At 45.7% G+C, this 14451-nt stretch carries 11 protein-coding genes; 2 read left to right on the plus strand and 9 right to left on the minus strand.

All coding sequences use genetic code 11. The features are described from left to right. Positions 1–50 precede the first annotated feature (50 nt). Entirely contained in the window at positions 51–962 is a 912-nt protein-coding gene (locus tag NYE29_RS26600) for a helix-turn-helix transcriptional regulator (protein ID WP_340898137.1), read from the minus strand. 121 nt (positions 963–1083) lie between these two features. Between NYE29_RS26600 and NYE29_RS26605 the strand changes: the two genes are divergently transcribed. Further along, positions 1084–1539, plus strand: a complete 456-nt coding sequence (locus NYE29_RS26605; protein ID WP_340898139.1) for a VOC family protein — start codon at positions 1084–1086, stop codon at positions 1537–1539. Here the strand turns inward: NYE29_RS26605 and NYE29_RS26610 are convergent. Beyond that, complete coding sequence (locus tag NYE29_RS26610; RefSeq protein ID WP_340898141.1) at positions 1496–1786, minus strand: hypothetical protein; 291 nt, start codon at positions 1784–1786, stop codon at positions 1496–1498. The genes NYE29_RS26605 and NYE29_RS26610 overlap by 44 nt on opposite strands. Before the next feature lie 56 nt (positions 1787–1842). After that, positions 1843–3636 (minus strand): hypothetical protein, encoded by a 1794-nt coding sequence (locus NYE29_RS26615; protein WP_340898144.1) that lies wholly within the window; start codon positions 3634–3636, stop codon positions 1843–1845. A gap of 331 nt (positions 3637–3967) precedes the next feature. Between NYE29_RS26615 and NYE29_RS26620 the strand changes: the two genes are divergently transcribed. Continuing rightward, on the plus strand, positions 3968–4825 hold the full coding sequence (locus NYE29_RS26620) for a helix-turn-helix domain-containing protein (RefSeq protein WP_076110889.1): 858 nt from the start codon (positions 3968–3970) through the stop codon (positions 4823–4825). A gap of 93 nt (positions 4826–4918) precedes the next feature. Here the strand turns inward: NYE29_RS26620 and NYE29_RS26625 are convergent, their stop codons facing one another. The 6 genes from NYE29_RS26625 to NYE29_RS26650 all read right to left on the minus strand — a co-directional run bounded on the left by NYE29_RS26625 (position 4919) and on the right by NYE29_RS26650 (position 14087). Next, positions 4919–6538: a response regulator transcription factor gene (locus NYE29_RS26625; protein WP_340898147.1), complete on the minus strand. Its 1620-nt coding sequence runs from the start codon at positions 6536–6538 to the stop codon at positions 4919–4921. A 118-nt stretch (positions 6539–6656) separates the two neighbouring features. Next, complete coding sequence (locus NYE29_RS26630; protein WP_340898148.1) at positions 6657–8393, minus strand: sensor histidine kinase; 1737 nt, start codon at positions 8391–8393, stop codon at positions 6657–6659. A 200-nt stretch (positions 8394–8593) separates the two neighbouring features. Next, positions 8594–9439: a carbohydrate ABC transporter permease gene (locus NYE29_RS26635; RefSeq protein ID WP_340898149.1), complete on the minus strand. Its 846-nt coding sequence runs from the start codon at positions 9437–9439 to the stop codon at positions 8594–8596. Beyond that, a complete protein-coding gene (locus NYE29_RS26640; RefSeq protein ID WP_340898150.1) occupies positions 9436–10398 on the minus strand; it encodes a carbohydrate ABC transporter permease in 963 nt (320 codons plus the stop codon). The genes NYE29_RS26635 and NYE29_RS26640 overlap by 4 nt, the downstream gene beginning before the upstream one ends. Before the next feature lie 145 nt (positions 10399–10543). After that, the gene (locus tag NYE29_RS26645; RefSeq protein ID WP_340898152.1) at positions 10544–12616 is read right to left on the minus strand and encodes an alpha-glucuronidase family glycosyl hydrolase; all 2073 of its coding nucleotides are present in this window, start codon (positions 12614–12616) and stop codon (positions 10544–10546) included. Positions 12617–12761: 145 nt separating this feature from the next. Continuing rightward, the gene (locus NYE29_RS26650; protein WP_340898155.1) at positions 12762–14087 is read right to left on the minus strand and encodes an ABC transporter substrate-binding protein; all 1326 of its coding nucleotides are present in this window, start codon (positions 14085–14087) and stop codon (positions 12762–12764) included. Positions 14088–14451 lie beyond the last annotated feature (364 nt).

A 14451-nucleotide genomic window follows, 5' to 3' on the forward strand; every position in this document is an offset into this window, starting at 1 on the left:
CCCAAGTTATAATTGAGCACTACGGCCAGCTGATATGCAATGGGGATTCTTTAGGCATATTTCTTTATCATGGCACTTAGAAACTCTCGAAAATCTTCAACATATGTTTGAGGCTCTATGATTTCCAATTCAGATCCAAAACTAGCTAAAAACCGGAATCCGATATGGTTTTGCGGCACATCTATTGTGGCTTTTAAAAATTCAGAATTATAGGCTTCAATCCTTTTCTGCCCGTATCTTTCAATAAAGTGATGTTTTATGCTATGCGAGATCAATACTTTAATTGTAATTAATTCCGGTTGATAATGTTGTTCGGTTTTTTGCTCAGTCAAAAAATCTCTAGGAACAAATGTTTTGATATCGATATTAAGATTATCTGTTCTGGACAATTTAAAAGTCCGATACTCCATTCGATTTAAACAAAACCCCTTCAAATACCAACTCATTTCACTAAAATGAAGCTGGTATGGCTCGATCATTCTATTCGTCTTCCCTCCACTTCCATCTATATAGTCGAAGCTAAGTAATCTTCCTTGTACTATTGCTTCTTGACAAGTCTTTAGTATTTGAAGAATTTCAGAACGACCGTCCCAGTCATAAAATGACAGTTGAATTGAACCTTTCCAGGTTGCTGAGCCAATCATTGATTCGATTTTTTTAAGAGTTAGCTCAACTTCGTCACTAAATAGAATTTGTCCCAATCCGCCTAATGCGGTTAGGATATTCTCTAAGTCTTTACTGCTTAAAAGTCGTTTGTCTAATTTGTATTCATCCATAATCCCGTATCCGCCCTTAACTCCATTTATAGAATAAATAGGTATATTAGACAAACTGAGAGTTTCCATATCACGTAGAATTGTTCTTTTGGACACGTTAAATAATTGTGCAAATCCGGTTGCGGAAACAACATTCTTTTGCAGCAAGATCATTACTATAGATATTAGTCTTTCAATTTTATTCATATTGTCCCTCCCTGATAATCCTTTTAAGGTAAAAAAATTATCTCAAAGCTATAATAGGTGACAAAATAGCTGTCACCTATTATAGCTTATACTTCATGTATTACAAGGAGGAGGTTTTTTCATGTCAGTTATTGCATATTTAAACTTTGATGGGAATACAGAGCAAGTCATTGAGTTTTATTCAGAAGCTCTGAATTCAAGTAAAGTAAAAAAAGTGAAATTCAAGGATTTTCCACAAGATCCAAACTACCCTATGCCAGAAAATGAGTTGAACATGATTATGGAGTCATCGTTAGAATTCGCTGGTGGAAAAATAATGATGTCGGATATTCTGCCTTCGATGAAGAAAGTAACAGGCGAGTTGGTTAAAGGCAACAATATACTGATTAGTATCGTTATTGATGATAAACAAACACTGGAAAATCACTTTTCCAATTTGTCTGTAGGAGGCTATATTATTATGCCGTTATCAGAAATGCCTTGGTCTTCCTGCTTCGGAATGTTGGTTGATAAATTTGGTGTTGTTTGGAAGTTTAATAGTGACGCTTATAAGTTCCTTGATCGTTTAGCTGTGTAGCTTTCGCTTGCCCGCAATCTGCTGAAAAAGCACAAAGTGGATGAAAAAAATAACCGGACCGGATAGGGATAATCCCCTGCCCGGTCCGGTTTTCACTTTTTTTACGCAAAAGATTGTCTAATGGTCGAAGAAAATCTACTTTAAGGACATCCTGCTCCTTTTGAGTCTTGCAAAAGGCTATTAATTCAGTTTCATATTGTTGTTGCTTTTCCAATTGAACTTCGTTTTCTTCCCACCATGCTTTCATGGCTTTTGGGTCTTTTCCATCCTCATTGTGCGCGTGTCACTTATAATCACCAACGGCTACTTGATGTTCGCTTCCCAGTAGTCGCCGACCAAGCCTTCTATAACACTTCCGCTGGCCCAAGGCATCAAACAGAACCAGGTACTTGCCGGAGAACCGTCGCTGTAGCTCTCCGTTACCAGCCCTTCAGAATGACAAAATCTCTCGGACATCCAGCCCGTTTTGCCATGGTCGAATTCCTTATCAAAGCGGTTGTAGGTCTGGCACCCCCAGCCGACCGTATCCAGCATCCGCTGCCGGACGTATGAATCATCTCGCTGCTGTACGAAGTAGTACAACTCATCCACAATATTACTGGACATCGGATGAATATGCGGATTGGCGACAGAGGTAACACTTCCCCCGCAGCTGGACCAGCCGATCTTGCTTAGCGGAGGTACCTTAACCGGTGAGTTGTAAGCAAATTTAAAGGTGAATTCGTAATCAATTGAATCCCTCATATGATCGAGATACAGATCATCGCCAGTGAGGGCGTGCAGATATCTGACAGCCTTGATGTATGCCAGAATTCCTTCGGAATCTACTGCCTTATCCGCATCTAGCGGAGCCCCATAACATTCCATCCGTTTCACATAGGTTTCATAATAATGTTTTTCGCTGCGCTTCAGGCTGTCCAGATGCGTTCTGTCCCCGGTTAGCCAGCTGTAGTATGCCATAGCCGCCATGCACCATGTTCCGCTGAAGGAATCATATTCCAGTCCGGCACCGGTTCTCTCGGATAGAATGGTCGGGTATTCTTCATCCGAATTTTTGCTTTTCTCCAATACGAGGAGAACCTCTCGTACAAAGATCATCCAGTCCTCATGAAGGCAATCTTTAATCCTTTTTTCAAATTCATACGCCTTCATAATATGATACATAGCCTGCGCGCACAGATAGGCAGAATGCCCTGGAGTACGCATCCCGTCAAACCACCAGCCGCTTATACTCCATTTCCCATCCTGATATGCCTCATAAGGGAGCCCGGAAGCAGGATTTAAGGAATTCTCGATGATATTCTCGATACAGGAAAGCGCCTGCTCGCGCATGGACTCATCCCCAAGCCTCAGCGCGGCTATCAGAACCGGGGTGGCTACAGACAAACCGTCTGTCCAACTGATCGAGATTATTTTATTGTAGTGGTAACCACCTGTTTCCTTGTCTTCATAAACAAATGTGGAATAACTCCGGTCCTCAGGCAACCACGCATATTGATAAATAGCCTTTGACAGGTCAGCAGCAGCCGTCCGGATATCACTGCCCTGTCTTGGATGCTGATGATAGCGGTAATAGATGTCTTCTAGCGCAGCATTGATGCCCAGCTCAGACTCGGTTTCGTACTCATACAAATCCATTGTGAACTCCACCGACTCAGCAGCAGCCAGTTCAAAGCAATTCTTATCAAGAGGAGCCCGTTCCTTGACCAGACGAGATTTAATGAATAAAAGCGGTGCATTCTCATAACCAAGCGTATACCCGACTGTTCCTTTGGCAAGCGAGCACGTATAGCCTCCATACTGGTAGAACTCACCCGGCAGGTCCGGTTTCCACTGGGTTTTGACCCCATTCTTGTTTATAAAATAAGGGCTGGCACAAAGTCCATATATTTTGCCCGTGTCATATACAAGAGCCGCTGGATGTGACAATCGGTCGCTTCGCACCATCCACCAAGGAGAAGAAGGTCGTGAAGGATTTCCTTCTCTCAACCTGGGGAACTCATTCGGAACATTCTGCGGAGCTTCACCGCGGTTTCGGCCGTACATAAATGCCGGCAGGAAGAACCGCGGATTTACTTTTGCAAACGGCAGCTCCATATGAATGACTCCTGACCACGTTGAACTGCTTAGATTTCTTATCCGTACCACTGCCTGAAATGGCTGTTTGGCGCTACCGCTACCGCCTGTTATCTCTACAGATGAACTTAGTCCGTGCCTGTCTAATCCGGAATATTCAGTATCTTCTTGAAATTTACTTCTTGCAGTTATAATAAGTTCCATGATAATACCCTCCAGTCTGTTGTATACAAAAAAACGCTTGTCATATTCACCCTAACGTGCTAGGATAATGACATTTTAAAGTAGTTCCAGAGAATAATCATTGCAAATTCCGCTATAATTATTGCGCGAATAGATCAGGAGGTAGCAGATGAACGAGCCTTTTGAGCTTCGTTATGATCCCATCCAGAAAGATTTCCTCTACCTGCACAGGATTACTACTTATAACCTGGGGACCTTCTATCACCGACACGAAGCCTACGAGCTGTACTTGTTTCTGCGCGGTAACGTCAACTTTTACATTGAGAACAGCTGTTACCATTTGGAACCTGGTGATTTGCTTGTAATAAATCCGGAGGAAATGCACCGTTCCTTTAGCCTCGATGAATCTGAATATGAACGGATTACGATTAACCTCCAGAAATCTTATTTGCATCGCCTCTCTACTCCGGCAACCCATTTATCCGGGTGCTTCGACTACCGCCCTAAGGGGAAAGGAAATATTGTGCATTTAGAGGAAGCGCAGTTGAAGCGATTTTTGCAATTAACAGGCGATCTGGAGGAAGCACTAGCTTCTGATGCGTATGGAACAGATATTCAGGCCAATTGCTGTATCGCTCAATTATTAGTCCTGACCAATACTGTTTTTCACAATGCAAGCTTTATTCCTACCGATATCATGCCGGAGCTAGTTCGTAAAACTATGGATTATATTGAAGTACATCTTGCGCAGGACATCACACTTGAACAGCTTGCCGGCATTTTTCATTTGAATAGCACTTATATCAGCCGCCAGTTCAAAAAACATACGGGGTTAACGCTCCGTTCGTATATCGTAGACCGCCGCATCGCACTCGCCAAATCCTATCTCTATGAGGGGCTCAGCATTACCGAAGCATGCTATCAATCCGGTTTCAGCGACTACGCGAACTTTATCCGCAGTTTTACCAAGATCGTAGGAATATCACCCGGCAGGTTCGCCAAAAAAAACGCAAGCCTTCCAGAGTAGAAGGCTTGCGTTATAAAAGATGGGAATCACCCTGTATCCATCGGACCAGCACCGTTCCATTCCTCGTATAGAGGATGCTGTCCTTCGGGAGCGTTAGCTTTTTATAAGTTCTGTAGGGTTCATACCGGTTATTTTTTTGAACAATGTGCTGAAGTAGGGAATGTTCTTATAACCGACCCTTTCTGCCACTTCATACACCAGCATATTCCGCTCCATGAGCAACTCCCGAGCTTTCTCGATCCGAACCCGGGTCAGGTAGTTATTGAAGGTTTCTCCAGTAATATTTTTAAAAATAATAGACAAGTGGTTCCGCGAAATGAATACCTTATCCGAAAGCTCGGCGAGTGTCAGCTCTTCCGCATAGTGCTCATGAATGTAACTGGTCATGAAATCGACAACCTGCCGATGCTTGCTGCTTCCTTTCCATTGCCTGTTGCTGCAGATCTTGGTGATTTTGTCTATAAGCCAGCTTGCCAGCTGGTCCGGTACGATCAGGCTGCTGATCTCCTTGGCAATCTGGTCATTAGTGAACAGTTCATCCAGTACAAAGCCGGATTCATACAACGAATAGGTTATAATTCCCCATAGCTCGCTTCCAAGCATTTGTACGTATCCCTGTGATATCCCCTCTTGCTTTTTCATTTCAGTTATATATTCCAGCACAAGCTGATGGGCTTCCGCTTCCTGAGATGCCTTCATTGCTGTTGCCAGCTTATACGAGAACTTGACCGGAAAAAGGGCGACACTTCCCGGTTCGCTGCTGCTGTTCTCCCGGTACATATACACTTCATGTGCGGAAGCGACCCGTAATGCTCTTTGATCCATCGCGCGGAAAGCTTCCTCGGTCGAGTCGGAAAGCTTGGTCCATGTATCCTTCACTCCCCCGATTCCTATACGTGTAACCAGCTTGAGATAGCTGCCGATGCTGTCAATCAGCCTGATTCCCAGCTCTTCAAGCTTGTCTTCTAACTGTTCGAGCTGTCCTGCATCCGGATGAATAATCAGTAATGTTCTGGTACTGTGCAGCTCTGTGTATTCCAGATCCGGGAACAGCTTACGCGCTACTTCACAAGCAATATTGCTGACCGCAAACCGGAAAAGGTTCCAATCGGAGACGGATAGACATCTGGCTCGTTCATCACGGATCAGCTCGATGCCGACAGTGACATGCTTGCGCTCCTGCCAAAAAAGATATGACGGGGGAAGAGGTGTGCTGTCTCTGTATGCATGGCCCAGGGTACCAACAGCTGCGGAGCGAACCCACTCCAGTTCAACAAAAGGCTCATACATCGTCATTTTAAACTCAAGCTCCCACTGCCTGATTCGCTTCTCTTCCGCTTCCTCAAGTTCCTGTACGACATTGCTTAGAATCGATTTTAACGTCGGCAGACTGATTGGCTTAGAGACATAGTCGGTCACATGAAACCTTAGAGCCTGTCTCGCATGCTCAAAATCTGAATATCCGCTCAGAATAATGATTTTACCTTGGAATCCTTCCTTTCTAAGCTGCTCCATCATATCCAGACCGCTCATCACGGGCATATAAAGATCAGTGATCACAATGTCCGGTAGGGTACGGCGGATTACCTCCAGTCCGTCCTCTCCGTTCATAGCCTCTCCAACCCACTCAGCTCCCAGCTCATCCCAGGGAATCGCCCGTTTCATCCCCTTTAGGACTTGGCGCTCATCATCAATGATTGCGATTTTCCACATTACGTTTACCTCCTTAACTCCTTAAGTACGAAAGCACGGCTGCTTCTCATGTCAACGGAAGCGCTTACCGAAATAATATGTGCTTTTGTATATTGACCATGGAGCTATCTATTAGGGATCAGTCCTTTTTGGTTAGAGGATCTGTCAGCAGCGGGAGCGTTATTTCCACTCTTGTTCCACCTTCTTCACGTTCTCCAAGTGCAATTCCATAACTCTCCCCGAAGTAACCGGAAATTCTCTCTCTCACATTGCGTATACCGTAGCCTCCTGTATGACGGTTATGGGACCTGTCTTCAGGCTGCTTGAGTCCGGCACCATTATCCTCGATTACAATATGCAGAGTATCTCCCATTTTCTCCATTACGATAGACACATAGCCGCTTTTCTGTTTGTTGAATCCATGAACGATAGAATTCTCCACGAACGGCTGTAGTGTAAGCTTCGGAATGTATAACTCCTGTAGCTCAGACGCTGCCTCAATCCTGTATTCAAGCCCTTCTCCCCAGCGTAGCTGCTGGATTTCCAGATAACACTTTATATGCAGCAGTTCATCTGCTATTGTGATAAAGCTGTTGCCGTTGGACAGGCCGATCCGAAACATACGGCCCATCAGCTCCAAAATGCGGCTAAGTTCGTTTTGTCCGGCCTCAATCGCCATCCAGTTGAGTTGATCCAGCATATTATATAGGAAGTGTGGATTGATATTAGCCTGAAGCGCCTCAATTTCAGCTTTCCGTTGCTGATCATAACGGCGCTCCAGAGAGAGATACAGTTCTTCAATCCGTTCGTTCTGCTTCCGGTAACCGGAAAATAAATAACCGAATTCATTCTCATAATCCACCGGAAGTTCTACATTGTCGCCTCCTACGGAATACAGTCGCATCGCAGTTACGAGCTTTTTGATCGGCTTGGTAAATTGCTTGCTTAAAAAGTGGGTCAAGAGCAGTACCAACAGCACTGCAGCAATACCAATTAAACCGATCCATTCTGCCAGCTTCAGGCTGCTTGCCGTGATCTGTTTCCAAGACGTAAATTCAATTAGTGTCCAGATGGAATTATCCATTCTGGAGTAGACGAGCAGTGTATCACGCGATTCATCATTTGCCGGAATATGGACATACCCGGATTTGTTACTTTTCAGATCAATCCACTGGGACCAGTCGTTCTGGTCCAGCGCATCGCCTATTTTCATAATTTGCTGGCCTTCGCTGCTTGCCATGATCCGGTTTGATCCGTCGGAATTGCCTTTTAATAGTTTTCGTATTTCGTTGGCTTTGATGTGGACCTTAAGGACTCCGAGATAGTCATTCTCGTAGACTATTTTTCTGAAAAAGCTAAGAACAGGGATATCGCCTTGCGCACTGGGGTAATTATACTCTTTGGACCAGCAGAAATCGCTCTTCGCCAGACATTCGGCCCCTTCCTGCTTGTTAAGATCCGCAAGGTTCCGGAACTGAATGTAGTTTTGCCGCTCACTCAGGATAGGATTATCCATATACAGGTCAATTCCTTGAATCAAAGGAATGGCATAGGTCAAATTCGCGAGTGCGCTTTCAACACCCGCACGCCTGCGATACCTCTCAAATTCATCCTGCCTGTTCAGAAGAAAGTTGATCAGCTCGCTGTCACGGGAGCTGGACAGTGAAATCTGTTCGATCATGACCAACCTGGTCGTAATTTCATTATTCAGCTCATCAAGCAGCTGTTGCTGGTAATGCGAGGTGGTCTGTACCAATGCCTTTGAAGAATTGCTGTAGCTTGTCCATGCGGTAACACCAATTACCACAATAAGCACTATGGCAAAGCTATGAAAGAACAGACGGTCAATTCTATATTTTTTATAAGGATTGATCAAACGCTCTACCTTCCTTCAACTCCGGTTCAGACACAATAAACGGTAAAGCTGCGAAGGGTATTCGAAGCTTTACCGTTAACGGACTGATGTTTTTTAAAAAGATAAGAATTTATATGTTTCACGCTATAAATTATCCTTCTATTTCTCGCTGAAACAGATACCGTCCTTTTGAGGACGGCAAAGCCGTTTCCACTTGCATCTTATCCTTTTATTCCCGTTGTTGCAATCCCTTCAATGAAATACTTCTGAAGGAACATGAAGACAATAGTTGCTGGAAGAATTGACACTAGTGACATGGCAAGCAGTTGACCCCACTCCGCCGCTGATTGCGAGTCATTGATCATACGCAGTGCGAGTCCAACAGTATACTTGTCCACGCTGTTGATGTACAGGAGATGACCCAGGAAATCGTCCCAATTCCACAGGAAGCAGAAAATTGTCACCGTAACAATTGCAGGAAAGGCGAGAGGCATAACAACCCTCCAAAAGATACCGAACCAGGAACACCCGTCAATTTTGGCCGATTCATCAAGTTCTCTTGGAACACCGCGTATAAATTGAATCAGAAGGAAGACGAAGAAACTTCCGCCTGCCCCACCGGCAAGCAAATGGGGGACAATAAACGGGAGATACGTATTCACCCAGCCAAGCTGGTAGAACAATGCGTATTGAGGGATGATCAGCACTTGTCCAGGCATCATTAAGGTCAGCATCAGGATGGAGAACCAGAAATTCTTCAACGGAAAATCCAATCTCGCAAAACCGAAGGCAACCAGTGTGCAGGATAACAGCGTTGCGACGATTACGGCAAATTCAAGTCCGAAGGTATTAAGATAGAAATCCGTAAACGTGTGTCCGGGAACCGAACTCCAGCCTTTTGTGAAGTTGCTCCATTGCGGGACAGCTGGGAAAATCGACGGCGAGCCAAGCTCTGTACTGTGTTTCAGTGAAGCACCGATCCACCAGAGAACCGGGTAAACCATAATGAAACTGAAGAGTATCATGAACAGATGGCGAAACGCAGGCTTCAATTTTAGTGTTGTCATTTACGTTTTTTCCCTCCAGTGTCTGTTTCATAGAATACCCAATACTTCGAGGTGTAAGAGATCAGTACAGTGGCTGCAATAATTCCGACCAGCATAATCCAGGCAAGTGCTGAAGCATACCCCAGCTCGTAACGGCTGAATGCCCGTTCATACAAGTACATCGCATACACATAAGTGGAGTTCATCGGCCCGCCGTTCGTAATCACAAATGCGGAAGTGAACATTTGGAAGGCTCCAATAACTGCCATAATCAGGTTGAAGTAAAGAATCGGTGAAAGCATCGGCAGTGTGATTTTGAAGAATTGAGTTACTTTATTGGCCCCATCCACAGAAGACGCCTCGTACAGATCATTAGGAATTTGCTTCAGGCCGGCCAGAAAAATAACCATGGTGGAGCCGAATTGCCAGACCGTCAGCAGAATCAGCGTGCCAAGTGCCGTATCGGGACTTGTAATCCAGCCCTTTCCTTCAAAACCGAAGACGCCAATCAGTTTGTTAAAGACCCCGTCTACACCAAAAATGTTGCGCCAGAGCAGCGATACCCCGATACTCCCTCCGATAAGTGACGGGAAATAGATCGCCGTGCGGTAGAAGCTTATTCCTTTTACCGCCTTGCTGAGTATCATAGCGACAAAGAGAGCCGCTATAAGCTTCAAAGGTACGGAAGCCAGCACATAAGTGAAGGTTACCTTAGCGGATTGAATGAATTTGGGATCCGCTGTAAAGATACGCTCATAATTGCGGGTACCGATCCACTTCATCGGCTGCATCAAAGTGTAGTCGGTGAACGAATAGTACAGTGACAAGAATAACGGATACGCCGTAAGCGTTAGAAACCCAATCAGCCAGGGCGAAATAAACAAATAGCCTGCAAGCGGGGCGTTCCATCTGCTTCGAAAGTATGAGCTTTTTTTCGTCTTCGCAGCAGAGTGGGCTATAGTGGCTGTGGAACGGTTCATCTGTGGTCACCTCTTGTGGTTAATTTTTATACTTTAAGTATATAATCCGCTTATCATCCGCTAAAGGAGGGGAATGCTCGAATTCTTTCAAAATATAACGATAAAAAAAGAAGCGGTATTCACCGCTCCCCATTTACATGAATCATTAATATATGGTTCTTCCCCATTGGTCAGCAATGCCGCTCTTCCGGAGGAAGTACGTATTGATTCTATCCCGCCACTCCTTAGCATGCTCAGCCTGCTCCGCAAGACGGTCTGCTACATGCTGGTACGCCTGTTCATCCACTTGTCCCTTCACTAGCTTCCAGGCATTTAACAATCCAGCTGCCCGCTCCGCGCCTTCAAAATGTGTGTCATAAATATGCTGAATCACAGTTTTGCCAGAATGAAGCACATGGGTATATGGGACATGGTGGAAGAAAAGCAGCAGTTCATCCGGGCAGCTCTCGGGCGACTCGTACAGTTCCATGTTAATACGGGCATATTGGGAGGTATACCCGGTTCCTGTTGCTGTAGTGCGGTCCACACCCATACCATAACAGTCTGCGAAGTGATAAGTACCCCACATTGAATATTCATATCCATCCACATTAGGGCCGTAGTGATGGTCAGGATTGACCATAAACCCAACGCCCAGCGGCGCTGTATACGATTCATAAATCTCCCAGGAGTTCATAAGGATGTCTAGTATAGTCTGAACCAGCAGCTCATTGGTGCCAAAGGTGAGCGTAATCCATTCCATAGCAATTTCCTCGGCAGACATCTCCGGATTCCAGGCCAGACGGCCGTAACCATACAAATTAGCCTGTGCCAGCAGATGGCCCGTCCAATTGGTGTCATTACCAATGTTGGAGACGGCTGCAAAGCCGCTGTAAGGATTGCCGTGAACATCTCCTTCCACAATGCGCTGGATAGTAGTTCCTTCTCCTTGGAGCTGCGTATCGAAGTCCATTATCTTTTTCCACTGGGGTATCAGGTAGCATACATGACGCTGCTGGCCGGTATACTCCTGGGCAATCTGAAATTCAATTACCTGATTCGTCTTCGGCATAGCACCTAGCAGCGGTGAGACTGGCTCTCTCACCTGAAAGTCAATCGGTCCATTCTTCACCTGCAAAATGACATTGTCCATGAATCGTCCATCCAGCAGCTGGAAATGATCATAGGCTGCCCGCGCCCGATCCGTGGTACGGTCGCGCCAATCCTGCTTGCAGTTATATACAAAGCATCGCCAGATTACAATTCCGCCATGCGGCTTCAGCGCTTCAGCCAGCATATTGGCCCCGTCGGCGTGATCTCTTCCATAGGTGAACGGTCCCGGCCGGTTCTCCGAATCAGCCTTTACCAGAAATCCTCCAAAATCAGGAATTTCTTCATATATTTCCGACGCTGCGGTCCTCCACCATTCTCGGACGTCTGAATCCAGCGGATCTGCCGATGAGAGACCGCCGTTCTCTATGGTACTAGCATAATTGATACTCAGAAACAGCTTGATGGCATAACTGCGGAAAATAGCTGCCAGCTTCGCCACATCCGGCAGGAATTCTGTTAGCAGTCTGCTCTCCACCCGGTGGACATTCACATTATTGATGGCGATCGCATTGATTCCGCTGGAGGCTAGCAGGCGGGCATAATCCTGGATACGCTGAAGATTGCTTGTTACCCGGTTAGCTTCATAAAAAATTGATTCCCCGGCATACCCCCGTTCCACACTCCCGTCCATATTATCCCACTGGTTGATCATGCGCAGCTGATTGACAGGGTTCTCTAGAATATTCAAATTCTGCACAGAGCCCCCTGTACCCATGATTCGCAGCAGATGGAACACTCCATATAATACACCTGCGGGAGTAGCTGCTCCGATGGCAATATTACCGGTAATGCTGTCCGTTTGAAGCGCATAACCCTCTGCTTTAACTGCATCGCTTACACCGGTGCTGAATGATTTATCTATCGCTAAGCCAGTTCCGAAGGTTCCTATAATGATACTGGGAGTTGTCTCTGTTATCCCGGAGATGGAAACTTTTCTCCCTGTGATTCCCTCCATGCCTTGAGTCAGCTCGTTCACTGCAGAACGAATAACAACATCATCCTGCTCAGTCACAACAAGATGATTGTATGCCGCATATTGATCAATATTTGCCCCCGCAGTGATCCGGCGGTACTGCAGCCAGGCCAGATACCCGTCTCCGGGGTGATACAACACAGAATTACTCATGTATACTCCTCCCTATGCCTCAAACTCCACTTGATCTTTTTGAATGTTCAACCACCAGTATAGTCGTAAATGTTCGGGGTAGCCGTCTGCAGCGAAATTAAAATCAAGGCCCGGAACAAGGCTTGTTCCGGGCTTCGCCCTTGAATTATTTCTCGTAAGATTGTGCTGCTTCTTTCAACTGTTCAAAGGCTTTCTCCGGTGTGACTTTTCCAAAACTAAGCTGATCCCGGACAAGCACCCAGTCTTTGTCAATAAAATTCGTCCAGCCTCCTGCTCCAGCCGACCAGGTCTGACCATCCTTTTCAGTAGCACGGAGGAGCTCTAGTCCAACCTTATCCAGATCGCTCATGTTTGCTTCCAGGGAAGTGGAAATATCCTTGTTAGCCGGCAGACCGCGGAATGTTTGCAGAATCTTACCTGCCTCCTGATCATTCACAAACCAATTGATGAATTTTTTAGCTTCTTCAGCATGCTTGGAGTTTTTGGAGACGGACAGGTACATGGATGGTTTCAGCCATCCGCCTGCTTCTTCTGCACGCGGCATGGTTACAAGTGCGTAAGCACCTGGTTTGATGCTGTCCCAAGTCCCCAGGTTATTAGAAAAGCTATACCGGAATAAAACTTTGCCAGCTGCCATCAAGTCCATTTGCGGATCATTTTCCTTGTCGGATGCGTTTACATCCGCCGGAGGAACCAATCCTTCCTTCCGCAGCTCTTCAAATTTCTTGGTCCATTCCAAGTAGGCAGCTTGATCTACGTTGAAGTGACCATCATCAGTGATAACCTGACCTTTACCTTTGGCGTATTGGTAGGCCGAATACATAAAGTAGTTACCGGCATAGTCCAAGGTAAAATATTGTCCGCTTGGCAGTTTGGATTTGGATTCCTTGGCTAAAGCGAAGAAATCATCCCAAGTCCAGCCATTAGTCGGATTCGCAATCCCGAGCTTATCTATAGCGGCTTTGTCATAAACCATACCGAACGCTACCGAACCCAGAGGAACAGCATATTGCTTACCGTCAAGTTGACCTCCGGCCAGCAATTTCTCATCAAATTTACTTACATCGACCTCAGGAGCCAGCTCAGCCAATTGGTTACGTGACATCCAGTCCGGCGTCCAGCCCGGATCAAGCTGAATGATATCTGGTGCGTTACTAGCCGCAGCTTGAGTCGATAATTTGTCCAAATATCCATCCATACCGGAATACTCCGGCTCAAACGTAACATTGGGGTTGTTCTTTGTGTACAAGTCCAGCGCAGCCAGGGTTGCCTCGTGGCGTGGCTGGGAACCCCACCACATAATTCGTAGCTTAACAGGTTCATTGCTTGGTGCACCCTTTTCGGCAGTATTTGTGCTAGCAGGCTCTGCAGAAGTTTCTGCATTGTTTTTTGCCCCGCCGCCGCATGCCGCCATCGTTCCCAGCAAGGCTGCCATGGCCAAGACTGTAAGAGAACGCTTCCATTTCAACATCTTTAACCCTCCTAATTTAATCTGTATTGTCTTGCTACACCGTTATAGTAACAATTATGAATGGAAGTTCATATGAGGGTGATGCACGATTTATTTTAAAATCTCACGGAAATACCACATCTATTGATATGTTATAACGGAAGTCCCTCTATATTAAATTGCAAAAATCGGGATGGAATTTCTCCATCCCGATTTATATAATACAATATTAGATCACCGGAATCACAAGTATACAAAGGGTTCCCTTGTATCAACGAACGAAACCGGCAGGCCGCTCACCAGCGGCTTCCTCATAGACTATTGCTTGGCTGTACGGAGCTATTAAATGAGATGATTAAGAGGATTAGGCAATGATATGGCATGA

Source organism: Paenibacillus sp. FSL M7-1046 (assembly GCF_038007405.1).
GTDB lineage: Bacteria > Bacillota > Bacilli > Paenibacillales > Paenibacillaceae > Paenibacillus_AQ.